This window comes from Hylemonella gracilis str. Niagara R, from assembly GCF_000600295.1.
In the GTDB taxonomy this organism is placed as follows: domain Bacteria; phylum Pseudomonadota; class Gammaproteobacteria; order Burkholderiales; family Burkholderiaceae_C; genus Hylemonella; species Hylemonella gracilis_A.
In genome coordinates this window covers 1265948-1291042 of record NZ_JEMG01000001.1, presented here as the reverse complement: position 1 = coordinate 1291042, position 25095 = coordinate 1265948, and the positions used below count along the sequence as shown (strand labels likewise).

Here is a 25095-nt window from a genome sequence, read left to right as displayed (position 1 = left end):
CCAAGTTCCAGCATGGCCGTTTTCACCGAAGTCACGCCCGACCAGGCCCGCGAATTGATGCAGCAACTCGGCCTGGGCGAGTTGCAAGAACTGCGCGGCATCCAGGGCGGCATTGAGAACACCAACTACTTCGTGACCACGGAGCAGGTTGGCCCCGACGGCCAAACCCGACGGGGTGACTACGTGCTCACCCTGTTCGAGCGCCTGAGCGCCGCGCAATTGCCCTTCTACCTGCACCTGATGAAACACCTGGCGCGGGCCGGCATCCCTGTGCCAGACCCGGCGGCCCGGCCGAAGGCGGATGCCGCGCCTGGCGCCGCCCCCGAGAGCGAGGACATCCTGCACGAACTCTGCGGCAAGCCCGCCGCCGTGGTGAACCGCCTGCGCGGCGCCAGCGAACTCGCCCCGGACGTGGCGCACTGCGAGGCGGTGGGCGCGATGCTGGCGCGCATGCACCTGGCGGGTCTCGACTACGGGCGCCGCCAACCCAATCTGCGCGGCCTGCCCTGGTGGAACGAGACGGTGCCTCTGGTGCTGCCGCACCTGAATGCCGCGCAACGCACGCTCATCCTCGCCGAGCTGGCCTACCAGAACCATGTCGCGGCCTCCTCGCAATACGCTGCCTTGCCGCGCGGCCCCATCCACGCCGACCTGTTCCGCGACAACGTGATGTTCGACGGTCCGCGCGAGGCGCCTGAACTCACGGGCTTCTTTGATTTCTATTTCGCGGGCGTGGACACCCTGCTCTTCGACCTGGCAGTCTGCCTCAATGACTGGTGCATCGACCTGGCCACGGGCGCCAGCGACCTGCCCCGCAGCCTGGCCTTGCTGCGAGCCTACGCGGCTGTGCGCCCGCTGAGCGCTGCCGAGCGCGCGCTGTTGCCCGCGCTGCTGCGCGCGGGTGCCTTGCGTTTCTGGATCTCCCGCCTGTGGGACTTCTACCTTCCCCGTGAGGCCAGCCTGCTGAAACCCCACGACCCCACCCACTTCGAGCGCGTGCTGCGCCAGCGCGTCACGCGCCCCCTCTTGACCGCCGACCTGCTGACTGCTCCGGCGCCCGCTGCCGCTCTTGCCGAATGAAACTCCACCTCGTCCCCGCCCGCACGGGCTTTGCCTGGTTCCGGGCCGGCCTGCGCACCTTCTGGCGCCAGCCCCTGGCCTTCGTCGGTCTCTTCATCCTGTTCATCGCGATCGTCTCGGTCGTCAGCCTGATCCCCTACCTGGGCGGCGTGCTGGCCCTGGCCCTGCTGCCGGCCGCCACCCTGGGTTTCATGGCGGCCACGCGCGAAGCCGCCTCTGGCAAATTCCCCATGCCCGCCATCCTGCTCAGCGCCTTCCGCGCCGGCCGGCAACGTGCGCGCGCCATGCTGGTTCTGGGCCTGGCCTACGCCATCGGCCTGCTGCTGTTGCTGGGCCTGTCGGCCCTGGCCGATGATGGTCAGTTCGCGCGCATGTACCTCTTCGGCAGCCCGATGACAGCGGAGCTCGTCAATTCCAGCGCCTTTCGCAACGCCGTCTGGATTTCCATGGCGCTCTATGTACCGCTGAACATGCTGTTCTGGCATGCGCCAGCGCTGGTGCATTGGCACGATGTGCCGCCGGTGCGCAGCCTCTTCTTCAGCTTCGTGGCCTGCACGCGCAATTTCTGGGCTTTCGCGCTCTACACCCTGGCCTGGTCGGGCCTGAGCCTGCTGGTGGCCTTCGGCCTGGTCCTGCTGACCGCCCTGCTCAACCAGCCCGCCTTGCTTGGGCTGGCCATGATGCCCGTGTCCCTGCTGATGGGCGCCATGTTCATCACCTCGATCTGGTTCACCTTCCAGGACAGCTTTGTCGTGTCGGAAACCGCCTCGGCCGAGGCATGAGGCAGCACGCTGCATGACGAGCGAAACCCTGCCCCCGCTGATCGAGATCCGACCCGGCCTGTACCGGCACTACAAGAACCTGCCCTACGAGGTGCTGGGCACCGTGCGCCACAGCGAGACGCTGGAGCCCATGACGCTGTACCGCGCGCTGTATGGCGAGCGCGGCCTGTGGGTGCGGCCTGCAGCCATGTTCCAGGAAGAGGTGGTGGTGAACGGCGTGCGCCAAGCCCGCTTCACCTGGATCGGCGAGGCGGACGGCGGGAGTGACATCAGTGCGTCGGTGCGGCCCCAGACCTGAACCCGCCGCCCACCCAACGACACCACGGCCGCGCCCCGCGCGGTTTTTTCACGCCTGTTCCAGCGCCGGCGCCTCGGTGCGACCATCGGGGTGGCGCGCGAAGCGCCCTGCCTCGGCGCCATGCACCGGATCGGAAGCCGGCCAGGGCCAGCCGCCGAACTGGGTGCGGCGGTAATCCGTGAAGGCCTGCTGAATCTCAGCCTGGGTGTTCATCACGAAGGGGCCGTATTGCGCCACCGGCTCCGCGATCGGCCGACCTTGCAGCACCAGGATGTCCGCCGGCACTGGGCCGTTGACCAGCGCCACGGGCTGCGCCACCGAGGTCTCGATGCCTGCGCGGCCCTCGACCGTCTCACCATTGAGACTGAGGCTGTGCCCCTCGAAGAAATAAAGCACACGGCGCGTGCCCGGCCGCGCGGGCGGCAGCGTGAGCCCGGCGCCCGGCGCCAGCTTGAGGGTCCAGATCGCCACGTCACCCTCGGGCTGCGAAGCCCAGGAATCGGGCGGCGGCGCCAGAGGCTGACCGACGTTGGGGAACACGCCCGCGATCACGCGCAAGTTCACGCCCTCGGCCTCGATGCGCGGAATCTGAGGGCCCCACAACATAGTGAAGTGCGGCGCCACCATCTTGTTGCGCGCCGGCAGGTTGAGCCAGATCTGGAATAGCTCGGCCGGGTTCTCACGATCGCCGTGCAGCAAGGGAAACATTTCGGAATGGACGATGCCGCGCCCGGCGGTGAGCCATTGCACATCGCCCTCGCCGAATCGGGCGGCCGCGCCCAGGGAGTCTGAATGGTCGATCAGGCCATCGCGCACGATGGTCACGGTCTCGAAGCCACGGTGCGGGTGGGCGGGAAAACCAGGCACGGTCTCGCCGTGGTACATGTTCCAGCCATCCTTGTTGGCGAAGTCCTGCCCGATGGCACGACCCGCCAGCGAGGCCGCCGGCCCGAATTCACCATTGCCCTTGGGATAGGCGTCCTTGTGGTGGACGCAGAACAAAAAAGGGTCCAGGGTAGGCCACGGCGGCGCGCCCAGGGGGAACTGTTGCAGGATGGTCTTATCGTTCATGCGGATGTCCTCGATGCCTAGCCCAGGAATGGGCTTTTCCCGTACATGCGGCCTGAACCGCCTGCATCAAGCCCGCATTGTCCCCCGCTCGCGCGACCCATGCGGGCTGAAGGGTTCTGCGGCGCAAGCACCGCGATCCCCATTCGCCACAGCCACCGTCACGCGCGGCCAACAGGCCTGGGACTTGGCGATGCTGAGTCTCTGGGCAGCTCGATCACCGCCTGCAAACCGCCCTGCGCCAGATTGTGCAAGCTCAAGCGACCACGCTGCCGGCGCACAAGATCGCGGGCGATGGCCAGACCCAGGCCCACGCCGCCGGTGTGCCGGTTGCGCGAGGCCTCCAGACGGTAGAAGGGCTCGAACACCTGTTCGAGCCGCTGCGGCGGGATGCCCGGCCCGCGGTCGGAGATTTCAATGCGCAGGCACGCGGCGTCGTCACGCAGACGGACATGGGCCTGCTCTCCGTAGCGGACGGCGTTGTCGATCAGATTCACCAGCGCTCGCCGCAGCGCCGAGGCCTGGGCGCGCACCGGACGCGCCGTGCCCTCGACCCGCACGGCGTCTGGCCCGGCCGGATGGTCGTCGGCCAGGCTGGTCAACAAGGCCACCACGTCCAGCAAGACGAAAGGCTCCTCGTCGGCCACGCCGCGCAGGTAGTCCAGCGTGGCGCGGATCATCTCCTCCATGCCCGCGATGTCGTGCTGGAAGCCTTGCCGCTCCCGCGGATCGGCCAGGGACTCCGCGCGCAGGCGCAAGCGCGTGAGTGGGGTGCGCAGATCGTGCGAGACAGCGGCCACGAAACGGTCGCGCTCCTCCAACTGCCGGCGCAGCTGGGCCTGCATCTGGTTGAAGCCCCGACTGGCCTCCCGGAACTCCTGGGCACCCTCCTCCGGCAGCGGGGGCCGGTGCACGTCCTGTCCCAGCTCCCGCGCGGCATGGGCCAATCGACGGATCGGACGGGACAACCAACGCGCGCCCACCCACGCGGCCAACATCAGCGCGCCCAGCCGTACCCCAATGTCCAGCAACATGCTGGCACCCAGATGCAAGAGCCCGCCGGGCGGCGGGGGTGGCCCAGCCGGCCTCGGGGGCGAGTTCGGCCACGATGGGGGCGCGGCCCCCTGGAAACCCGGCGCGAACTCAGGATGGCCCGGCGGTGGCGTGCGCCACTCGGGCACGGGACGCAACTCAAACATCAGCGTCAAGGCCAGCAAATGACTGGCCAGCACCGCGACAAAGAGCAGCAAGGCCAAACGCCCAAAGAGTGTGGCGGGCAGCAGGCGCGATGCCAAGGCGGATAGCCAGCGCAACCACGCTGGCATCACCACGACGCCATCCCCTGCACCGAATGCACGTTGAACAGGTAGCCCGCCCCGCGCACGGTTTTGATCAAGGAGGGCGCCTGCGCGTCCTCGGCCAGCTTCTGGCGCAGGCGTGACACCAGCAGATCGATGCTGCGCTCGAAGCTGTCCATCGCCCGGCCACGCGCTTGCTCCATGAGTTGGTCACGCGTGCAGACCCGCCGCGGCATGCGCAAAAAGGTGCTGAGCAAGCGGAACTCGGCGTTCGACAAGGGCACCACGACACCGCGCGGCGACAGCAGGTTTCTCTCCTGCAAGCGCAGCTCCCAGCCGTCGAAGCACACGCGCCCGATGAGGGGCGGCTCGCCCGTGGGTCGACTGGCGCGGCGCAGCACGGTGCGTATGCGCGCCACCAGTTCTCGGGGCTCGAACGGTTTGCAGAGGTAATCGTCCGCGCCCATTTCAAGGCCGATCACCCGGTCGTAGGCCTCGGCACGGGCGGTGAGCATGATGATGGGCAAGCGGGCGCGCTGACGACGCAGGTCACGCGACAGCAACAAGCCATCCTCGCCCGGCAGCATCACGTCCAGCACCACCAGGTCCGCTTCGCCTTGCGCCAGCGCGGCGCGCATGGCCACGCCATCACCCGCGGTGCGTACCTCGAACCCAAAGCCCGCGAGGTAATCAGAAAGCAGTCCGGTGATGCTCTCATCGTCGTCGACGATCAGGACGCGCGGCTTGGAACTCATGGCACGGGGCTACGGAATGGACAAGAGGAATGGCGGCGAGGTCGGAAAACGCCGCAGCTGGGCCAAAAGTGTAGGCAGCGCGACCGGCCGAGAACCCAAAAACTGGACGCGGACCGCCCGGCTGTTCATGGCTTAGGAAGGGCTTTCGTATCGGCCTCGATACAAGGCGCACAACAGGGCTTTACGGCCTCTTCGAACAATCGATCAGTCGCCGTGCGTCCGCTCGGAACCGGCGGCGCAACCCTCTTGGAACTGAAAGGAATCACCATGAGTAGCATCAGTGGAATCAGCGGCGCAAGCAGCGCCTGGTCTTCCATGATCGCCATGCGCGGCAACCGGCCGCCCGGCGGCAAAGACCCCGCCGAAATGTTCGCCAAGGTCGACACCGATGGCAATGGCAGCGTGGACGAGGCCGAGCTGCAAACCATGCTGGACGACATCTCCCAGAAAACCGGCACGAGCTTAGACGCCAGCGCCAGCGAGCTGCTGAGCAAGATGGACAGCGATGGCGACGGCAGCCTGAGCCAGGCCGAACTCGACGAAGGCATGCGCAACCTGCTGCCCCCGCCCTCGACGATGGACTTCGCCCAGTCGCGCGGCGCTGAAGGCGGCAGTGGCGGCGACGACCTGTTTGGCAAGATCGACACGGATGGCGACGGCAAGGTCAGCAGCGACGAACTGCAAACGCTGTTCGACAAAATGGGGGTCGAGGAAGACGCCACCGAGCGCTTCGCCGAGTTGGACACCGATGGTGATGGCAGCCTCAACCAGGCCGAGTTCGAAGCCGGCCGACCCGAGGCTGGCGGCATGCCACCGCCGCCTCTGCCAAGCGCGGACGCCAGCGACAGCACGACCGATGCCTTGCAAGCGCTGCTCGATGCCCTGGACAGCAATGGCGACCATCAGGTCAGCGACGACGAAGCCCAGAGCTTTCTGGACCAGCTGAACGAAGAGCAAAAGGCCGCCCAAAGCGGCCAAGGCTCGGGCTCCAGCACGCAGCGCTTGACCCTGTTGGTGCAGCAAGCCTATGCCCAACTCAGCGCCACGTTCAGCAGCACCGGCAGCACGGTGAACGCCACGGCCTGAACGCTTGGAACGAAGGACCGTCCGCCGCAACGGCTACTTGCGGCGGCCGTCCGCCCAGGCCGACTCAGCGACTCAGAGACTCAGCGCGCCACCGCCACGTGGGTGCGTCGCGTGTGCCGCACGCGCAAGGCCGTCACGACCAGGGTCAGCTGCACCAGGGCGAGTCCGACGAACACAGCGCGCCAGTCCTGGTGGTCCATCAGCCAGCCGAAGACCAGGGGCGACACCGCCTGCCCGATGTCCAGGCCCGCATACACCACACCGTAGACCCGGCCGCTGGCGTGTTCCGGCGTGGAACGCTTGATCAGCAGGTCACGCGCGGGGCCCGCGAAACCCGCCGCCAGCCCCATGCCAGCGAACAGCACCGGCACTGCCAGCGCAGGCAAGGGCGCAAAACCCAGCACGAGCGAGATGCAGGCAGCCACCCCGAACCCCGTCCCCACCAGACGCTCGCTGCGCACGGCATCCGTGGCCAGAAAGCCGCCCGCCACCATCCCGCAGGCACTGGCCACCATGTAGGCCGTCAGGCAGACCGCCACCCAGGCCTGGGGCATGGCGTGCAACTGGCGGGCCGCTTCGGGTGCGTAGGCCTGCACCACACTGAGCGCCGTGGCGAAGATGAAGAAAAAGGCAAAACACATCCAGACCGCCGGGATGCGCAGAAAATCCAGCGCGCCCTCGGACCGCGTGGCCTGCGCGACCTGAGCACGCGCAGCCCCGACGGGCGGCGGCGCAGCCAGCCGCTGGCCCTGCCAGACGCAGAGCAGCAGCACGCCCAGCACCACGCAGCCCGCGACCGCCAGGGCCACGCGCCAGGAATGCAGCATGGCCAGCGGCACCACCAAGGCCGAGGCCACGGCCCAGCCCAGATTGCCGCTGATGCCGTGCACGCTGTAGGCATGACCCAGGCGCGGTCCGCTCACCTTGCGGTTGATCAGGGTGTAGTCCACGGGATGGAAGACGCCGTTGCCCAGACCACCGACCACCACGCAGACCAGCAACATCGCATAGCTCGTGCTGGAAGCGTAGCCAAACGCCGCGAGCGCCAATAAGCCCAGACCGGCGTAGAGCACGGGGCGCGGACCGAAGCGGTCCACGAAAAAGCCCGACAGCGTCTGTGCCACGCAGGACACGACAAAAAACACCGACATCAGGAAACCCAGCTCGGCGTAGCTGACGCCGAACTCGGTGCGCAGCCACGGGAACAAGGGCGGCAGCAAGAGCTGGCTGAAATGACTGATCAGGTGGGCCACGCCGATCAGGCCGATCAGGCTGGCGTCCTGGCGCAAGGGAACCGGCGCGGCGGCAAGGCTGGCAGTACTCATGGTGCGAGGCTCACCGCGTGGCGTTCAGGAATTGCGCGATCGCGCGCGGGTAGATCAGGTGCTCCTGCGTGAGCACGCGCGCGGCCAGTGCATCTTCGTCGTCGTCTGGCAGCACGGGCACCACGGCTTGGGCGAGGATGGGACCGTGGTCCAGTTCCGCGGTGACCTGGTGCACCGTGGCCCCGGCGAACTTGCAGCCGGCTTCAATGGCGCGGCGGTGGGTGTGCAAGCCCGGAAACGCGGGCAACAAGGAGGGGTGGATGTTGAGCAGGCGCCCAGCGTAATGGTCCACGAAGCCGGGCGTGAGGATGCGCATGAAACCCGCCAGCACGACGAGCGCGGGCGCATGGGCGTCGATGGCCTGCATCAGCGCCGCGTCAAAGGCCTCGCGATCGGGGTAAGCCTTGTGGTCGAGCACAGCGGTGTCGATGCCCTCACCCTGCGCGAAGACCAGGCCCTTGGCGTCGGCCTTGTTGCTGATCACGGCGGACACCTGGGCATTCAAGCGCGTCTTCCAGTCCTCGCGCGCGGCGGTCCACACGATGGCGGCCATGTTGGAGCCGCCCCCCGAAATCAGGATCACGATGTTTCTCATGCCCGGGATTATCCTTGTCGCAGCCTGGACAGCCCGAAGCGAACGGTCGTGCTAAAACCTCGGCCTGCGCCAACTAGACGATTCAGGAGACAGCCCATGGACTTGGCCTTCACCCCCGAGGAACAACGCTTCCGCGACGACATCCGCGCCTGGGTGCGCACGCACCTGCCCCAGGACATCGCCCACAAGGTACGCAACGCCCTGCACCTGAGCCGCGACGACCACCAGCGCTGGGCCAAGCTGCTGGGCAAGCAGGGCTGGCTGGGCTACGGCTGGCCCAAGGAATTCGGCGGTCCGGGCTGGACCGCGGTGCAAAAACACTTGTTCGAGGAGGAATGCGCGCTGGCGGGTGCGCCGCGGATCATTCCTTTCGGACCGGTGATGGTGGCACCCGTGATCATGGCCTTCGGCTCGCCCGAGCAACAACGGCGCTTTCTGCCCGGCATCGCCAGCGGCGAGGTCTGGTGGAGCCAGGGTTACAGCGAGCCGGGGTCAGGCTCGGACCTGGCCTCGCTCAAGACCCGCGCCGAACGGCAGGGCAACAAGTACATCGTCAACGGCCAGAAGACCTGGACCACGCTGGGCCAGTACGGCGACTGGATCTTCTGTCTGGTGCGCACCAGCACCGAGGGCAAGCCGCAGACCGGCATCTCCTTCTTGCTCATCGACATGAAGAGCAAAGGCGTGACGGTGCGGCCCATCATCATGCTCGACGGCGGGCACGAGGTGAACGAGGTCTTCTTCGACAACGTGGAAGTGCCCGCCGAGAACCTGATCGGCGAGGAGAACAAGGGCTGGACCTATGCCAAGCACCTGCTGAGCCACGAACGCACCAACATCGCCGACGTGAACCGCGCCAAGCGCGAGCTGGAGCGCGTCAAGGCCATCGCCAAACGCGAAGGCGTCTACGACGATCTGCGTTTCCGCGACCAGATCGCCTTGCTGGAAGTGGATGTGGTGGCGCTGGAAATGCTGGTGCTGCGCGTGCTCTCGGCCGAGAAGAGCGGCAAGAACTCGCTGGACATCGCCGGTCTGCTCAAGATCAAGGGCAGCGAAATCCAGCAGCGCTACACCGAGCTGATGATGCTGGCCGCCGGCCCCTTCAGCCTGCCCTTCATCCTGGAGGCCATGGAAGCGGGCTGGCAGGGCGACTTCCCGGGCGGGTATCCCGGTGGCGAGGTGGCCAACGCCCCATTGGCTGCCACCTACCTCAACACGCGCAAGACCACCATCTACGGCGGCAGCAACGAAGTGCAGCGCAACATCGTGGCGCAGACTGTTCTCGGCTAAGGCCGTAGAACAGTCCGCGCCTTGCGCGACAGAACTGCTCCCCCGCGCCCCCTCCAAGAGGGGGCACCAGCAAGAGCTACGCTAGGAGTTAAAAATGGACTTTGATTTTTCCGACGACCAGGAACAACTGCGCGACGCCGTGCGCAAATGGGTGGGCCGTGCCTACGGCTTCGAGCGCCGCCGCGCCATCGTCAAGGAAGGGGGCTTTTCCGGCGAAGCCTGGGGTGAGCTGGCCGAGTTGGGCCTGACGGGCCTTTACATCCCCGAAGACGAGGGTGGCCTGGGCATGGGCCCCATCGAAGGCATGGTGGTGATGGAAGAACTCGGGCGCGGCATCGTGCTGGAGCCGTTGGCGCAATCGCTGATCGCGGGCGGCATCCTGGCCGGGTATGGGCCTGCCGAGCTGCGGCAAGCCTGGCTACCAAGCATTGCGTCCGGCGAACGCATCGTGGTGCTGGCGCATGTGGAACGCAAGGCCCGCTACCGGCTGGATCTCTGTACGGCCACGGCCACGCAAACCGGCGGCCACTGGGAAGTCAGCGGCCTCAAGAGCCTCGTGCCCGTGGGTGACCAGGCGGACGCCTTCCTCGTGCCGGCCCAGGTGAACGGCAAGATCGGCCTGTTCCTGGTCGAGCGCACCAGCAGCGGCGTGACCGCGCAAGGCTACGGCACGGTCGACGGTTCACGTGCGGCGGAAGTGACCCTCAAGTCGGCCTCCGCCCAACTCGTCAGCGCCGACGGCCTGCCCGCGTTGGAACACGCGGTGGACATCGGCGTCGCCGCGCTCTGCGCCGAGGCGGTGGGCGTGATGGACCAGACCCTGGCCGCCACGGTGGACTACATGAACACCCGCAAGCAGTTCGGCGTCACGCTAGCCACCTTCCAGGCCCTGCGCCACCGGGTAGCTGACATGAAGATGCAGCTGGAGCTGGCGCGTTCCATGAGCTATTACGCCAGCCTCAAACTCAACGCACCGGCCGACGAGCGCCGGCGGGCCCTGGCCCGTGCCAAGGTGCAGTTGGGGCAGTCCATGCGTTGCATCGGGCAACAGGCCGTGCAGCTGCACGGCGGTATCGGCGTGACCGAGGAATTCATCGTGAGCCACTACTTCAAGAAGCTCACGCAGCTGGAACTCACTTACGGTGACACCCTGCACGCGGTCAGCGAAGTGTCAGCGCGGATGCAGGACACGGCGGGCGTATTCGCCTGAGGCATCGCGCATGGCCTCTAGCTCGAGCGCGGCAGCCCACATCGATCACCTGGTGATCGCGGCGCACAGCCTGGCTCAGGGCGTGGCGTGGTGCGAAGCCGTGCTCGGGGTCGAGCCCGGCCCGGGCGGCGAACACCCGTTGATGGGCACGCACAACCGGCTGCTGGCCCTGGGCAATGGCACGCATCCGAACGCTTATTTGGAAATCATCGCGATCAACCCGCAGGCCCCCGCCCCCGGACACCGCCGCTGGTTTGACCTGGACGATCCGGGCCTGCAGGCGGCCTTGCGCGACGCACCGCGCCTGATTCACTTCGTCGCGCAATGCGCCGATGCCGCGCAGGCCAGCCGGGCCTTGTCCGCGCACGGCATCGATCGTGGCGCCTTGCGCGACGCCTCGCGCCAGACGGCGCAGGGCCTGCTCGAATGGAAGATCACGGTGCGCGAGGACGGGCAGCGCCTCTTCAATGGCGTCCTGCCCACGCTGATCCAGTGGGGTGAAATGCATCCCTCGGCTTCCTTGCCTGACCGGGGCCTGCGCCTGCAGTCACTGCGCGCGACACATCCCCAGGCCAAGGAACTGCGCGCCGCCTGCGCGGCCATAGGGCTGGGCCAGCTGGCCGTGAAGGAGGGGGAGGCGAATCTGAGTGCCCTGCTGCAGACGCGCAAAGGCCCGGTCGTGCTCGATTCGGGCGGACTGTGAGCGCGCCCCCGCGCAGCGGGGCAGACAGGGCACGCGCCCTCAGGCCAGCAGTCGCGAGGACTTGGGCACGTGGGCCATCAGGAATTCCATCTGGTCCGCCAAGATGCGGCGATTGCGCAGGATGAAGTCTTCCCACAGACTGGGCACATAAGGCGTGTACAACAAGGGCATGCCGGCCTGCTCGGGGGTGCGGCTGCTCTTGCGGTGGTTGCAGGCGCGGCAGGCCGTGACCACGTTCATCCAGGTGTCGATGCCGTTCTGGGCGAAAGGAATGATGTGCTCGCGCGTCAATTCCTCTTCGTGGTAGTGCTGGCCGCAATAAGCACAGACATTGCGGTCACGGGCGAAGAGCTTGGCGTTGGTCAGGCTCGGACGCAGGTCAAAGGGGTTGATGTTGGGCACGCCCTTGGTGCCGATGATGCTGTTGACCGTGACCACGGACTGCAGGCCCGTGATGGCGTTGTGCCCACCGTGGAAGACGGCCACTTCCCCGCCTGCCTCCCAGCGCACCTCGTCGGCGGCATAGTGCAGCACCGCTTCTTCCAGCGAAATCCAGGACTGGGGCAGTCCCTGGGCCGAGAGCTTCAATACCTTCAACACGTGCCTCCTGATGGTCAGACCAAGCCAGCAAACGGGAATGTCGGGCGATGCGACAATATACCCCCAATTCGTGACTGTGGCGCGACGGGGCCCTTTGATGGCCCGTCATCACTCGCCGCGCCGCTATCAAAACCGTATCAAACCCCTGCGGTCCACCGACCGTCCCCGCCTTGAAAATCTTTCGCGGTTTACACCAACCGGGTCTCGCCGGCATGCCCGCGCCCGAGGAACCAGGCCGACCCGTCGGCACCGCCGTCACCATTGGCAACTTCGATGGCGTGCACCGGGGCCACCAGGCCATGCTGGCCCTGCTGCGCAGCGAGGCCGAGCAGCGCGGCGTGCGCAGCTGCGTGCTGACCTTCGAACCTCATCCGCGCGACTTTTTCGCTGCGCAGGCGCGCAAGCCCGAGCTGGCGCCGGCGCGCATTTCGACCTTGCGCGACAAGCTGGCCGACTTGCAACGCGCCGGCATCGATCAGGTGGTCGTTCTGCCCTTTGACGCCCGACTGTCCAGCCTGTCCCCTCAAGCTTTCATCGACGAGGTGCTGCTGCGCGGCCTGAACACCCGCTACCTGCTGGTGGGCGACGACTTCCGCTTCGGCGCCCGACGCGCGGGCGACTACGCCCTGCTCGACGCAGCCGGTCAGGCCCAGGGCTTTGACGTCGCGCGCATGAACAGCTATGAGGTGCACGTGCCCGGCCCGGGCTCGGGCGGCGCGGGCCAACGGGTCTCCAGCTCCCTGGTGCGTGCTGCCCTGTCCGAAGGCCGCATGGACGACGCGGCCAAGCTGCTGGGCCGGCCGTACCACATCAGCGGCCATGTGCTGCACGGACGCAAGCTCGGCCGCGAACTGGGCAAGAACCTGGGGCCCAGCGCGCCGGGCGGTGGCCAGGGCTTTCGCACGCTCAACTTGCGCTTCGCACACTGGAAGCCTGCCGCCAGCGGCATCTTCGTGGTGCGGGTGCATGGCTTGGTTGAACACCCGCTGCAAGGCGTGGCCAATCTGGGCGTGCGGCCCTCGCTGGACCCGAACGACGTGAACGGTGGCCGGGTGCTGCTGGAAACCCATGTCTTCGACTGGCCCGCCGAACTGGGCCCCGAAGGGGGCTACGGTAAAATCATCCGGGTGGAACTGCTGCACAAACTGCACGACGAACTGAAGTACGACGGCCTGGACGCCCTGCAAGCGGGCATCGCCCGGGACTGCGAGGACGCGCGCGCCTGGTTCGCCACCCACGCCCAGACACGCCGCCAGACCACGCGCGACCGAATTTGAGGTTCCGCACCGGGCCGCCGCCTCGTGCCTGCCTACGCGCAGGCGCCCTTCGACAAGCTCAGGGCGAACGGCCTCCTTCCTCGCGCGAACCCTCGCCCCGTTCGGGCTGAGCCTGTCCAAGCCCACTCACAAGCTAGCCATGTCTGAACCCAACACTTCGAACACGTCCGACCTTCGCAGCACCCTCAACCTGCCTGACACACCCTTTCCCATGCGCGGCGACCTGCCCAAGCGAGAGCCCGGTTGGGTAGATGGGTGGAACTCCAAGGACGGCGATGCGGGCTTGTACAAGCGCCTGCGCGTGGCGCGCGCAGGCAAACCGAAGTTCATCCTGCATGACGGCCCACCCTACGCCAATGGCCAGCTGCACATGGGCCACGCGGTCAACAAGATCCTCAAGGACATGATCACCAAGGCGCGTCAGCTCGAAGGCTATGACGCGCTCTACACGCCGGGCTGGGACTGCCATGGCCTGCCGATCGAAAACGCCATCGAGAAAAAGTTCGGACGCAACCTGTCGCGCGACGACATGCAGGCCAAGAGCCGCGCCTTCGCGACCGAGCAGATCGCGCAGCAGATGGCCGACTTCAAGCGCCTGGGCGTGCTGGGCGAGTGGGACCGACCCTATAAGACGATGAACTACGCCAACGAGGCGGGTGAGATCCGCGCCTTCAAGCGCGTGATCGAGCGCGGTTTCGTCTACCGCGGCCTCAAACCCGTCTACTGGTGCTTCGACTGCGGCTCCTCGCTGGCCGAGTTCGAAATTGAATACGCCGACAAGCAGAGCCAGACCATCGACGTGGCCTTCAAGGCCCACGACCCGGCCAGGTTGGCCGCAGCCTTCGGCCTGCCCGCCCTGGCCAAGGACGCCTACATCGTCATCTGGACCACCACGGCCTGGACCATCCCCGCCAACCAGGCACTCAACCTCAACCCCGAGTTGCCCTACGCCTTGGTGGACACCGAGCGTGGCCTCTACATCGTGGCCGAAACCCTGGTCGAATCCTGCATGACACGCTGGGGCCTCCAGGGCAACGTGCTGGCCGTGGTGCCGGGCGAGAAGCTCGCCGCGCTGGAATTCGAGCATCCCTTGCACGACGTGGACGCCGGCTACCGGCGCGTGGCACCGGTGTACCTGGCCGAGTACGCCACGGCCACCGACGGCACGGGTGTCGTGCACTCGTCGCCCGCTTATGGCCTGGATGACTTCAACTCATGCGTCTCGCACGGCATGAAGTACGAGGACATCCTCAACCCAGTGCAGGGCAACGGCGTCTACGCGGCTGACCTGGCCCTGTTCGGTGGCCAGCACATCTGGAAGGCCGTGCCGGTGATCATCGAGGCGCTGAAGAACGCGGGCCGCCTGCTGCACACCACCACCATCACCCACAGCTACCCGCATTGCTGGCGGCACAAGACGCCGGTGATCTACCGCGCCGCCGCGCAATGGTTCATCCGCATGGACGAGGGCGAGGGCGTGTTCACCAAGGCGGGCGACAAGCCGGCCAAGACCCTGCGCCAGCTCGCGCTGGACGCCATCGAGCAGACCAGCTTCTACCCCGCCAACGGCAAGGCGCGCCTGCACGACATGATCGCCAACCGGCCCGACTGGTGCATCTCGCGCCAGCGCAGCTGGGGCGTGCCGATTCCCTTCTTCCTGCACAAGGCCACAGGTGAACTGCACCCGCGGACCATGGAGATCCTGGACCAGGCCGCGGACATCGTCGAACAAGGCGGCATCGAAGCCTGGAGCCGCGTGACGACGCAAGACATCCTGGGTGCCAGCGACACGCCAAACTACGACAAGAGCAGCGACATCCTGGAAGTCTGGTTCGACTCAGGCTCGACCTTCTGGCACGTACTGCGCGGCACGCACGCTCCGGGTTTCCACGAAACCGGGCCGGAGGCCGACCTCTACCTCGAAGGCCACGATCAGCACCGCGGCTGGTTCCACAGCTCCCTGCTGCTGGCCTGCGCCATCCATGGCCGCGCGCCTTACAAAGGCCTGCTGACCCACGGTTTCACCGTGGACGCGCAAGGCCGCAAGATGAGCAAGTCGCTGGGCAATGGCATCGACCCGATGGAGATGAGCAAGAAGCTGGGCGCGGAGATCATCCGCCTCTGGGTCGCGGCCTCCGACTACTCAGGCGACATCGCGGGCGACGACAAAATCCTGGCCCGCGTGGTGGACGGCTACCGCCGCATCCGCAACACCCTGCGTTTCCTGCTGGCGAACATCAGCGACTTCGACCCCGCGAAAGACGCGGTGCCGGCCGACCAGTTGCTCGAGATCGACCGCTACGCACTGGCGCGCGCGGCCGAACTGCAGGCGGAGATCCTCGCGCACTTCAAGGTCTACGAGTTCCATCCCGTGGTGGCCAAGCTGCAGCTCTACTGCTCGGAAGATCTGGGCGGTTTCTACCTGGATGTGCTCAAGGACCGGCTCTACACCACGGCCCCCAAGAGCCTGGCGCGCCGCAGCGCCCAGACCACGTTGCACCAGATCACCCACGCCATGCTGCGCTGGATGGCACCCTTCCTTTCCTTCACGGCCGAGGAGGCCTGGAAGATGGTCGGCCAGCCGGAAACCGGCAACGATTCCATCTTCTTCGAGACCTTCAGCAGCTTCCCCGCGCCAGATGCCGCACTGCTGACCAAGTGGCAGCGCATCCGCGAGATCCGCGACGCCGTGAACAAGGAAATCGAGGCCCTGCGTGCCGAGGGCAAGGTTGGCGCCTCGTTGCAGGCGGAAGTCGCCTTGACCGCCAACGCCGCTGACCACGCGCTGTTGGCCAGCCTGGGCGAGGACCTGAAGTTCGTTTTCATCAGCTCTGCGGTGACGCTGCAAGCCGGCGCCGACTTCACCGTGCGCGTCGCACCCAGCGAGGCGATCAAATGCGAACGCTGCTGGCACTACCGCGAGGACGTGGGCCACAACCCCGCGCACCCCACGCTCTGCGGCCGCTGCACCAGCAATCTGTACGGCGCCGGCGAAACACGCGTCCACGCCTGAACCCACAACCCGAAAGAAAGCACTCTCCGCCCATGTCCTCCCGTGGAAGCCAAGGCCTGCTGCAGTGGCTCGGCGTCGCCGCCCTGACCCTGCTGCTCGATCAGTTCACCAAGCTGCTGATCCTGATGAACTACAACTACGGTCAGTCCACCTACGTGACCGATTGGTTGAACATCGTGCGCGTGCACAACCGCGGCGCGGCGTTTTCCTTCCTGGCCAACGCCGATGGCTGGCAGCGCTGGTTCTTCATCGGCCTAGGCATCGTGGCCGTGCTGTTCATGCTCTACCTGCTGCTCAGCCACGCGGGCCAGCGCCTGTTCTGCTTCGCCCTGTCCCTGCTGATGGGCGGCGCCCTGGGCAATGTGCTGGACCGGATGATCCACGGCTACGTGGTGGACATGATCGATTTCCACATCGGGCGCTGGCATTTCCCGGCCTTCAACCTGGCCGACGCCGCCCTGACCCTGGGCGTGGTCTTCCTGCTGATCGATGAGCTGCGCCGGGTGCGACGCACCCGGTGAAACAAGCGGCCCGCGCACGCCGTACAGGCGTATAGTCCCAAGTCCGCCGTCTTATGAAACACCTGCTGAATCTGCTCGCAGCCATCGCGCTGCTGGTCTGGGGCACCCACCTCGTGCGCACCAACGTGCTGCGGGTCCTCGGCAGCAACCTGCGGCACTTCCTGGCCGCCAGCATGGGCAACCGCTTCACGGCCATGCTCTCGGGCCTGGGCGTCACGGCGATCGTGCAGTCCAGCACGGCCACCGCCCTCATCACCTCGGCCTTCGTCGGCCAGGGTCTGATCGCCCTGCCCGCCGCGCTGGCCGTGATGCTGGGCGCGGACATGGGTACCAGCCTGATGGCGGTTGTCTTCTCCTTCGATCTGTCCTGGCTGTCGCCGCTGTTCATCTTCCTGGGTGTCACACTCTTCATCGCGCGCCAGGGCACCACCACGGGCGACATCGGCCGCGTGCTGATCGGCCTGGGCCTGATGCTGCTGGCCCTGCAACTGGTGGGCGAGGCCACCACGACGCTGACCCGCAACCCGGCCGTGCAGCTCATGCTGGGCCAGCTCGCCAGCGACCGACTGCTGGAAATCGTGATCGGAGCGGCACTGACCGTGCTGGCCTATTCCAGCCTGGCGGTGGTGCTGCTGGTGGCCACCCTGGCCCTGCAGGTCATCACGGTGGACGTGGCGCTGGGCCTGGTGCTGGGCGCCAACCTGGGCAGCGGCCTGCTGGCCGTGCTGACCACCCTGCGCGCCAGCCCCAGCACGCGCCAGGTGCCACTGGGCAACCTGATTTTCAAGGTCCTGGGCGTGCTGGCGGCCATTCCGCTGGTGCCGTATTGGCTGCGCGGCGCGCAATTGCATGTGCAGGACCCGGCCCTGCTGACCGTGCTGTTCCATCTGAGCTTCAACATCGCCACGGCGCTGATCTTCGTGGGGCTGACCCACCCCGTCGCGCGCTGGGTCGAGCGCCTGCTGCCGCGCAACAAAACCTCCGCACTGGAACGCCCCCAGCACCTGGACCCGTCCGCGCTGGCCACGCCCTCGCTGGCGATTTCCTGCGCGGCGCGCGAGGCCATCCACCAGGCCGACGTGGTCGAAACCATGCTGCGCGGCGTGCTCGCCGTCATCAAGGACAACGACCTCAAGCTGGCCGAGGAACTGCGCAAGATGGACGACACGGTGGACAGCCTGTACTCGTCCATCAAGTACTACCTGACCAAGCTCTCGCGCCAGCAGTTGAACGAGGCCGACAGCCGCCGCTGGACCGACATCATCAGCTTCACGATCAACATGGAGCAGATCGGTGACATCGTGGAGCGCATCCTGCTCGACATCGAGGACAAGAAAATCCGCTCCGGACGTACTTTCTCCGAAGCCGGCATGGCCGAGATCACCGAGATGCACGGCCGCCTGATCGCCAACATGAACCTGGGCATGAGCGTCTTCCTCAACGGCAATATGCGCGACGCGCAGCGGCTGTTGGAGGAGAAGATGCGCTTTCGCGATCTGGAGCGCGCCTACGCCACCACCCACCTGGAGCGCCTGAGCGACCAGACCGTGCAAAGCATGGAAACCAGTTCCCTGCATCTGGACCTGATCAGCGACCTCAAACGCATCAACTCACATATCTGCTCGATCGCCTATCCCATCCTGGATTCGGCCGGTGCGCTCGCGCCCAGCCGGCTGCGCCCGCCGCCGCGCAAGTCCGAGCGGGATGAAGACGATCCGGGCAATTCGGTGCTCGGCAAATAAGTCGACGCGCTCCGCCGCGGACCACCGGAACGGTCGCGGCCCTCGGCTTGCCAGGATGACGCTGCTCATTCGGGCTTGAAACCGGATTCACGGATCGGCCTGCGCCAACGCTCGTAGTCCGCCTTCATGATCTCCCCGAGCCTGCCGGGTCCGTACCCGGTGGGCTCCACGCCCATCTCCTGCAGGCGCTGCTGGGTGGCCGGGTCCTTGACGGCATCGATGGCTGCTTGCGCCAGCCGCTGCACCATGGCCGGCGGCGTCCCGGCCGGTGCGAACAATCCATACCAGGGGGTGGCCACCAGGTCGTAGCCCTGCTCACGGAAGGTCGGCACCTCGGGAAACTGCGGGCTGCGTGCCTCACCCGCGACGGCCAACAGCCTGGCCCGGCCCGCCCGCACCAGAGCCTGGATGTCGGCGGTCACGGTGGACAGCGCGGCGATCTCGCCGCCGCCGATTGCCTGCATGGCCGACGCCGTGCCGCGGTAAGGCACATGCTCCAGCTTCAGGCCAGCGGATTGCGCGAACATCACGCCGAAAAAATGCGGCAGGCTGCCGGCGGCGGCCGAACCGTAGAAGCCGTTCTTGCCGGGATCGGATTTCACCCAGCTCACGTACTCGGCCAAGGTACGCGCGGGTACGGTGCTGGCCACGCCCAGGCCCAATTGGAAATTGCTCAGGTGCGCCACCGGCGCGAAATCCTTGAACGGGTCGTACTTCAGGCGCTCGCCGTAGCTGTGCGGAAAAATGGACATGGTGGCCACGGGCGTCATCAGCAGCGTGGTCCCATCGGCGGGCGCGGCCTTGACGAACTGGTTGGCGATTTGCCCGCCCGCGCCCGTCTTGTTCTCAATCACCACGGCCTGCTTGAGCCGCGCCGACATGGCTTCGCCCACCACCCGTGCCAGCGCGTCCGAGGTCGCGCCCGGCGGATACCCCACGATGATCTTGAGCGGTCCGGATTGCGCCCAGCACAGCGGAAGCAAGAGGCTGGACACGACGAGCAAGGCAAATCTTCGGGCCAGTGTGTTCCTGTTCAACATGGCTTGTCTCCTCGACAGATGGTGTTGTGTGACCGACAGCGTAGGATGCAAGCCTTGAATTGATCTAATCCATCATGATCAGGGGAAACCCGCCCATGAACGCGCTGCGTGAGCCCCAGCGACTCGACGAACTGCTGAACTTCCGGCTGCACCGCCTGCACACCCTCAGCGGCGCGCCCGTCGTGCGCCTGCTCGAAGGCCGCCACGGCATCACCCGCCGCGAATGGCGGCTGCTGGCCCTGCTGGCCGACCGTGGCCCGCTCTCTCCCTCCGAACTGGCGGAGCAAGGCCAACTCGACCGAACACGTACTTCGCGCTCCATCGGCCTGCTGGTGGACAAGGCCCTGGTGCTGCGGCAGACCTCGCCGGCCGACCCCCGACGCGCCCGGATCAGCCTCACGGCGGCGGGGTTGCGTCTGTATGAAGACGTGTTCCCGCAGGTCGCCGATCTCAACAGACAATTGGTGTCGGTGCTGGACGAGACCACCCTCGACGCGCTGGACCGCGCCCTGCGGACCCTGACCGAACAGGCACGGGGTCTCAACCTGAGCTTCGCCACCGACGTCAAGACCCAGCGCCGGCAGGGTGGCTCCAGGCGACTGCTGGCACAACCCCGGACGCATACCTAGCCTCTGGGCAATACCGCTAGTTTTGAACGCCAACCGCTCAGGTTCCACGTCAGGGTGCCGAAAACGATGATGAGCCCCCGGCTTGCGCCTCGCCCGGTCCCCTGGGCGAGGCTTGGTCGTGGTCAACGCTTTTTGGACGACGCAGTCAACTCGAAGAAAAAAAACGGCATTTCCCGTGACCCTGACGATCAACACCAACCTGCTGTCGCTGACGGCCCGGAGGAATCTGGCCAGCAGCGACGCATCGTTCACGACCACGATTGAACGCCTGTCCAGCGGCCTGCGCGTCAACAGCGCCCGCGACGACGCGGCGGGACTGGCGATTTCGGACCGATTCACGAGTCAGATCCGCGGTCAGAACCAGGCCATGCGCAACGCCAACGACGCGGTGTCCTTGCTCCAGACGGCGGAGGGCGCCATTTCGAACGTGTCCGGCAGCCTGCAGCGGATACGTGAACTGGCCATCCAGTCCGCCAACGCCACCAACTCGGTCTCCGACCGGCAGGCCCTGCAGCAGGAGGTCAGCCAATTGCTGGCCGAAATCGACCGGGTCGGCGTCAGCACCGAATTCAACACGCTCAAGGTCTTCGACCAGTTCCGCAACAAGATGGTGGCTGGAGGCACCACGGGTGATCCGGACAAGGACGCGGTGATCGAAGGTCTGCAAGGCGGTTGGCTGGAGAACACCGAAGCCATGATCCAGGCGGCCTATGGCATCGGTGGCAGCGGCAACAGCTTCACCATTGACTTGAGCGTCTTCTCGGACGGCGCGGGCGGCACCGCGGCACGGGTGACCTCGCTGGTCGGCCCCAGCGGCCCAGGCACCAACATCACGTTGGAAATCGACATGGCGGACTTCGTGCCGCCCAACCTGCCCAACGGTGGAACGGCGCCGTTCTACAGCGATCGCATCATCGCGCATGAGATGGTGCATGCCATCATGGCCACGGGCCAGAGCTGGGGCGAATTGGCCAACGATGGCACCGCCACCTGGTTCCTCGAAGGCGTGGCCGAGTTCATCCATGGCGCGGACGAACGGGTTCAGGCCGATGGCGTGGCCGCGACGTTGGCGGACAATATTCTGGCCTGGGGTAGCACCAGCGTGGACTATTCATCCGCCTACACCGCCGTGCGTTATCTGCACGCGACGACCGGAGGCACGGGTGTCACGAACATGCTGCAGCACCTGCAAAACACGCCGGGCCAGACGCTGAGCAACGCATTCGCCGCCGTCACACCCTATGCCAGCACGGCAGCGTTCGTCGCGGACTACAACGCCAACAAGGCGGCCTTCATCGCGGGCTTCAATTTCGGCAACGCAGACACTGGGGCAATCGGCGGCGCGGACGTGGATGGTGGCCCAGTCATGAATGCCGAGGACATCGTCAACGACGCGGGCAGCACCATCAGCACCAATGTGCTGTCAGGTTTCAACGAGATCTGGAATGAGTGGGAGGAAGGCAGCGGCGGTGGTACCGGCAACATCCTGCGCTTTCACGTCGGCGCCAACGCGAACCAGACCATCGACACCGCCATCGGCGGCATGAACCTGGGTGCGCTCAACCTCACGGACGTGGACATCAGCGACGTCAACGGCGCCAACAAGGCCATCCTGCGCATGGACCAGGCGCTGGAGTACACCAGTCGCCTGCGAGCCAACCTCGGCGCGCAGATGTCGCGTTTCGAGCAGACCATCAATAACCTGCAGATTTCGGCGGAGAATCTGACGGCCAGCCGCTCGCGCATCGTGGACGCGGACTTCGCCCAGGAAACCGCAGCGCTGTCACGCGCGCAAGTGCTGCAACAGGCCGGCACGGCCATGGTGGCGCAGGCCAATCAGATACCGCAAGGCGTGCTGGCGCTGCTGAGGTAGGTTGAAGATGCGCGCTCACGCGCGTGGCTGAACCAGGTCCGGCGCGAGTATCAGCGCGGCCTCCAGCGTGTAGCGCCCCGACCTCACGTCCGCGCGCACGCGTTCGGGCGACACAAGCTCGAAACGCTCCACCTCGCCATCCTGGTTCACGGGCAGGACCTCGGTCGGCACGGTGCAGCGGTACCAGTCGATGCGCTCCACCGTGTAGCCCACGCCGCTGGGGCTGTCACTGGGCTTTCGGATTTCGAGCACGCCAGCATGCGCCAGGTCACGCAGCGCATCCAGGCGCAGACCGGCTTCCTCCCAGGTCTCACGGGCCAGGGCTTGCTCCAGCGTGTCGGCCGCGCTGACCATGCCGCCCATCAGCGTGTCCCAGAGGCCCGGGTCGTTGGCCTTGTTCAAGGACCGCAGCTGCACCCAGACGCCGTGCGGCCCTTGCACCTGAGGCGACACACCATGCAGATGCACCGCCCGCGTGGCGATGCCCAGGGCACGCACGGCGGCGCGTTCGATGCGACCCACGGGCTCACCCAACTGCGCCCCGCCCGACTCGGCATGCACCGGCAGCAGCTCATCGCGCCAGGCGCCGAGCAGGCCACGTTCGCGCAGCGTCTGCGCCAGGGTGGCCAGGGTGGCGTCGGGACGGCTGAAGGCATGGATGCACCAGCCCGCGTCGAAGGAAGCCAGGGCCAGCGCCTGCGCCACCTCGGGCTCGACCGAACCGATGCGCAGCGGCGGAGCAGCGCCGATGCGCAGCCACAGCGGGTCGCGCGGCCGCAGCGGCGCGCGCTCGTAGCGCAACAACGATGCCGCCGGCGCGCTCGTCACAGGCCTCTCCCTCTCGCCATCCAATTCACGGTCACAGCGTCAGGATGGTGCTGCCCGTGGTCTTGCGCGCTTCCAGGTCGCGGTGCGCCTCTTGCACGTCTTCCAGGCGGTAGCGCTGGTCGATGTTGATCTTCACCTTGCCACTGGCCACGACCGCGAACAGATCGTCCGCCATGGCCTGGGTACTCTCGCGCGTGGCGATGTGCGTGAACAAGGTCTGCCGCGTCACGTAGAGGGAGCCCTTGGGCCCCAGCATGCCCGGGGCGAAGGGCGCGGGCGCGCCGGAGGAATTGCCGAAACTCGCCATCAGGCCGAAGGGACGCAGGCAGTCCAGGGACTTGTCCCAGGTGTCCTTGCCCACGCTGTCATAGACCACCTTCACGCCCTGGCCGCCGGTGATCTCCTTCACGCGCGCGAGGAAGTCCTCGGTGTTGTAGTTGATGACGTGGGCCGCGCCATTGGCCTTGGCCAGGGCGCACTTGGCGTCCGATCCTGCCGTGCCGATCAATTGCAGACCCAGTTCACGCGCCCACTGGCAGGCGATCTGGCCCACGCCGCCTGCGGCTGCGTGGAACAGCACGAAGTCGCCCCGGGTCAAGCCTTCCACCGGCAGCGTTTTCCGCAGCAGGTACTGCGCGGTCAGGCCCTTGAGCATCATGGCCGCGCCGGTTTCGAAGGAAATGCTGTCGGGCAGCTTGCAGACGCACCGGGCGGGCATCACGCGCACGTCACAGTAAGCCCCTGGCGGCTGGCTGGCATAGGCGGCGCGGTCCCCCACCTTCAGGTGCGTGACGCCCGCGCCCACGGCTTCCACCACGCCCGCGCCTTCCATGCCCAGCTGCAGGGGCATGGGGAAGGGATAGAGGCCACTGCGTTGGTAGACGTCGATGAAGTTCAGGCCCACCGCGTGGTGGCGGATGCGGATTTCACCCGGCCCGGGTTCACCCACCGTGACCTCGATGACCTTCATCTCCTCGGGGCCGCCGGTTTGATCGATGCGCACGGCGCGGGAACGGATCTGACTCATGGAAAACATCTCCTCGGTACACAAGCCGGGGCATTCTAAGGCGCCGCCTGCTGTTGCCCGGGCGACATACGCAATGCCCCGGGGCAGTGGTAGGCGCGCGAGGTGAGGCGGCGCTTGCTACAGTGCGGCAATGTCAGACATTTCACTCTCCCGTCCCCATCGGCTCACCCTCTCCACCCTCGCGCTGCTCACCCTGCCCCAGATTCTCTGGGCCGGCAACGCCATCGTCGGTCGCCTGGTCGTCGACCTGGTGCCGCCATTGATGTTCAACTTCCTGCGCTGGTCGCTGGCCAGCCTCCTGCTACTGCCTCTGGCGGCCTGGGTGCTGCGGCCTGGCAGCGGCCTGTGGGCGCATCGCTGGCGCTTTGCCTGGCTCAGCCTCTTCAGCGTGGGCGCCTACAACGCCCTGCAGTACATGGCGCTGCAGACCTCCTCACCCATCAACATGACCCTGGTGGGCAGCAGCATGCCGATCTGGATGCAGCTGGTGGGCCGCGTCTTCTTCAAGGAACCGGTCTCGCGCCGCCAGATGGTGGGTTCACTGCTGTCCATCGCGGGGGTCGTGCTGGTGCTCAGCCGCGGCGACCTGGAGACGCTGCGCAACTTCCACCTGCTGCCTGGGGATTTCTACATCCTCATGGCCACCCTCTGCTGGGCCGTCTACAGCTGGATGCTGGTGCGGCCCCAAGGTGAACCGCAGGCCATACGCGGCAACTGGGCGGCCTTTCTGTTCGCGCAGACCCTCTACGGCTCGGTCTGGGCCGGCATGTTCGCGGTGGGCGAAACCGCGCTGTCCGACCACGCGATCGTCTGGGGCTGGCCGCTGGCCGCGGCCCTGCTCTACGTGGTCATCGGCCCGGCCATCCTGGCCTACCGCGCCTGGGGCGCGGCCGTGCAGCGCGCCGGCCCCACCATCGCCAGCTTCTTCATCTGCTTCATCCCCTTCTTCACCGCCCTGCTCTCGGCCCTGCTGCTGGGCGAGCTGCCGCAGCTCTACCACGGCGCGGCCTTCATCCTGCTGGTCGGCGGCATCGTGGTCGCGTCGAAACGGTAAG

General features: G+C 66.6%; 23 protein-coding genes. 14 read left to right on the top strand and 9 right to left on the bottom strand.

Going from position 1 to position 25095, the window contains the following annotated elements; genetic code table 11:
- Nucleotides 1-12: 12 nt before the first annotated feature.
- From AZ34_RS05915 to AZ34_RS05905, 3 genes are read left to right on the top strand one after another with little or no spacing between them, the layout of a single operon-like run.
- The gene (locus tag AZ34_RS05915) at nucleotides 13-1080 is read left to right on the top strand and encodes a homoserine kinase (protein ID WP_035605884.1); all 1068 of its coding nucleotides are present in this window, start codon (nucleotides 13-15) and stop codon (nucleotides 1078-1080) included.
- Nucleotides 1077-1862, top strand: coding sequence for a BPSS1780 family membrane protein (locus tag AZ34_RS05910; RefSeq protein ID WP_035605881.1), 786 nt, complete (start codon nucleotides 1077-1079; stop codon nucleotides 1860-1862). Before AZ34_RS05915 ends, AZ34_RS05910 begins: the two co-directional genes overlap by 4 nt.
- Before the next feature lie 13 nt (nucleotides 1863-1875).
- Nucleotides 1876-2160 (top strand): DUF1653 domain-containing protein, encoded by a 285-nt coding sequence (locus tag AZ34_RS05905; protein WP_035605878.1) that lies wholly within the window; start codon nucleotides 1876-1878, stop codon nucleotides 2158-2160.
- Between the two features lie 48 nt (nucleotides 2161-2208).
- Here the strand turns inward: AZ34_RS05905 and AZ34_RS05900 are convergent, their stop codons facing one another.
- The 3 genes from AZ34_RS05900 to AZ34_RS05890 all read right to left on the bottom strand — a co-directional run bounded on the left by AZ34_RS05900 (nucleotide 2209) and on the right by AZ34_RS05890 (nucleotide 5281).
- Complete coding sequence (locus tag AZ34_RS05900) at nucleotides 2209-3231, bottom strand: pirin family protein (protein WP_035605875.1); 1023 nt, start codon at nucleotides 3229-3231, stop codon at nucleotides 2209-2211.
- 158 nt (nucleotides 3232-3389) lie between these two features.
- Nucleotides 3390-4523 (bottom strand): ATP-binding protein, encoded by a 1134-nt coding sequence (locus tag AZ34_RS05895; RefSeq protein WP_231495470.1) that lies wholly within the window; start codon nucleotides 4521-4523, stop codon nucleotides 3390-3392.
- A gap of 29 nt (nucleotides 4524-4552) precedes the next feature.
- Nucleotides 4553-5281, bottom strand: a complete 729-nt coding sequence (locus AZ34_RS05890; protein ID WP_035605870.1) for a response regulator — start codon at nucleotides 5279-5281, stop codon at nucleotides 4553-4555.
- Between the two features lie 267 nt (nucleotides 5282-5548).
- Here AZ34_RS05890 and xopAW point away from each other — a divergent pair, with 267 nt between their 5' ends.
- Complete coding sequence (xopAW, locus tag AZ34_RS05885; protein WP_035605868.1) at nucleotides 5549-6367, top strand: XopAW family type III secretion system calcium-binding effector; 819 nt, start codon at nucleotides 5549-5551, stop codon at nucleotides 6365-6367.
- 80 nt (nucleotides 6368-6447) lie between these two features.
- Here xopAW and AZ34_RS05880 read toward each other — a convergent pair whose 3' ends face one another.
- Both AZ34_RS05880 and purN read right to left on the bottom strand, forming a co-directional pair.
- The gene (locus AZ34_RS05880; protein ID WP_035605865.1) at nucleotides 6448-7692 is read right to left on the bottom strand and encodes an MFS transporter; all 1245 of its coding nucleotides are present in this window, start codon (nucleotides 7690-7692) and stop codon (nucleotides 6448-6450) included.
- A 10-nt stretch (nucleotides 7693-7702) separates the two neighbouring features.
- Nucleotides 7703-8287, bottom strand: coding sequence for a phosphoribosylglycinamide formyltransferase (purN, locus tag AZ34_RS05875; protein ID WP_035605862.1), 585 nt, complete (start codon nucleotides 8285-8287; stop codon nucleotides 7703-7705).
- Nucleotides 8288-8383: 96 nt separating this feature from the next.
- Here purN and AZ34_RS05870 point away from each other — a divergent pair, with 96 nt between their 5' ends.
- The 3 genes from AZ34_RS05870 to AZ34_RS05860 all read left to right on the top strand — a co-directional run bounded on the left by AZ34_RS05870 (nucleotide 8384) and on the right by AZ34_RS05860 (nucleotide 11490).
- Nucleotides 8384-9577 carry an acyl-CoA dehydrogenase family protein gene (locus tag AZ34_RS05870; protein ID WP_035605859.1) on the top strand — a complete coding sequence of 398 codons (1194 nt, stop codon included), beginning with the start codon at nucleotides 8384-8386 and terminating at the stop codon, nucleotides 9575-9577.
- A gap of 94 nt (nucleotides 9578-9671) precedes the next feature.
- Complete coding sequence (locus AZ34_RS05865; RefSeq protein ID WP_035605856.1) at nucleotides 9672-10787, top strand: acyl-CoA dehydrogenase family protein; 1116 nt, start codon at nucleotides 9672-9674, stop codon at nucleotides 10785-10787.
- Between the two features lie 10 nt (nucleotides 10788-10797).
- Nucleotides 10798-11490, top strand: a complete 693-nt coding sequence (locus tag AZ34_RS05860; RefSeq protein WP_035605854.1) for a VOC family protein — start codon at nucleotides 10798-10800, stop codon at nucleotides 11488-11490.
- A 39-nt stretch (nucleotides 11491-11529) separates the two neighbouring features.
- Here the strand turns inward: AZ34_RS05860 and AZ34_RS05855 are convergent, their stop codons facing one another.
- Entirely contained in the window at nucleotides 11530-12087 is a 558-nt protein-coding gene (locus tag AZ34_RS05855) for an HNH endonuclease (protein WP_035605851.1), read from the bottom strand.
- Nucleotides 12088-12260: 173 nt separating this feature from the next.
- Here AZ34_RS05855 and AZ34_RS05850 point away from each other — a divergent pair, with 173 nt between their 5' ends.
- From AZ34_RS05850 to AZ34_RS05835, 4 genes are all read left to right on the top strand, one after another.
- Complete coding sequence (locus AZ34_RS05850; RefSeq protein ID WP_035605848.1) at nucleotides 12261-13367, top strand: bifunctional riboflavin kinase/FAD synthetase; 1107 nt, start codon at nucleotides 12261-12263, stop codon at nucleotides 13365-13367.
- Nucleotides 13368-13506: 139 nt separating this feature from the next.
- The gene (ileS, locus tag AZ34_RS05845) at nucleotides 13507-16380 is read left to right on the top strand and encodes an isoleucine--tRNA ligase (RefSeq protein WP_035605845.1); all 2874 of its coding nucleotides are present in this window, start codon (nucleotides 13507-13509) and stop codon (nucleotides 16378-16380) included.
- Nucleotides 16381-16412: 32 nt separating this feature from the next.
- Complete coding sequence (gene lspA / locus AZ34_RS05840) at nucleotides 16413-16901, top strand: signal peptidase II (protein ID WP_035605843.1); 489 nt, start codon at nucleotides 16413-16415, stop codon at nucleotides 16899-16901.
- A gap of 53 nt (nucleotides 16902-16954) precedes the next feature.
- Nucleotides 16955-18643, top strand: coding sequence for a Na/Pi cotransporter family protein (locus tag AZ34_RS05835; RefSeq protein ID WP_051509562.1), 1689 nt, complete (start codon nucleotides 16955-16957; stop codon nucleotides 18641-18643).
- Nucleotides 18644-18708: 65 nt separating this feature from the next.
- On the opposite strand, the gene AZ34_RS05830 is transcribed toward AZ34_RS05835, so the two are convergent.
- Complete coding sequence (locus AZ34_RS05830; protein WP_035605840.1) at nucleotides 18709-19683, bottom strand: Bug family tripartite tricarboxylate transporter substrate binding protein; 975 nt, start codon at nucleotides 19681-19683, stop codon at nucleotides 18709-18711.
- A gap of 95 nt (nucleotides 19684-19778) precedes the next feature.
- Between AZ34_RS05830 and AZ34_RS05825 the strand changes: the two genes are divergently transcribed.
- The gene (locus tag AZ34_RS05825) at nucleotides 19779-20312 is read left to right on the top strand and encodes a MarR family winged helix-turn-helix transcriptional regulator (protein WP_035605836.1); all 534 of its coding nucleotides are present in this window, start codon (nucleotides 19779-19781) and stop codon (nucleotides 20310-20312) included.
- A 175-nt stretch (nucleotides 20313-20487) separates the two neighbouring features.
- Nucleotides 20488-22185: a flagellinolysin gene (locus AZ34_RS05820; RefSeq protein WP_035605832.1), complete on the top strand. Its 1698-nt coding sequence runs from the start codon at nucleotides 20488-20490 to the stop codon at nucleotides 22183-22185.
- Nucleotides 22186-22200: 15 nt separating this feature from the next.
- Here AZ34_RS05820 and AZ34_RS05815 read toward each other — a convergent pair whose 3' ends face one another.
- Nucleotides 22201-23013, bottom strand: a complete 813-nt coding sequence (locus tag AZ34_RS05815) for an NUDIX hydrolase (protein WP_231495469.1) — start codon at nucleotides 23011-23013, stop codon at nucleotides 22201-22203.
- A 31-nt stretch (nucleotides 23014-23044) separates the two neighbouring features.
- A complete protein-coding gene (locus AZ34_RS05810; protein ID WP_035605826.1) occupies nucleotides 23045-24040 on the bottom strand; it encodes a quinone oxidoreductase family protein in 996 nt (331 codons plus the stop codon).
- 130 nt (nucleotides 24041-24170) lie between these two features.
- On the opposite strand from AZ34_RS05810, the gene AZ34_RS05805 reads away from it, so the two are divergent.
- A complete protein-coding gene (locus tag AZ34_RS05805; RefSeq protein ID WP_051509559.1) occupies nucleotides 24171-25094 on the top strand; it encodes a DMT family transporter in 924 nt (307 codons plus the stop codon).
- The last annotated feature ends 1 nt before the right edge of the window (nucleotide 25095 follow it).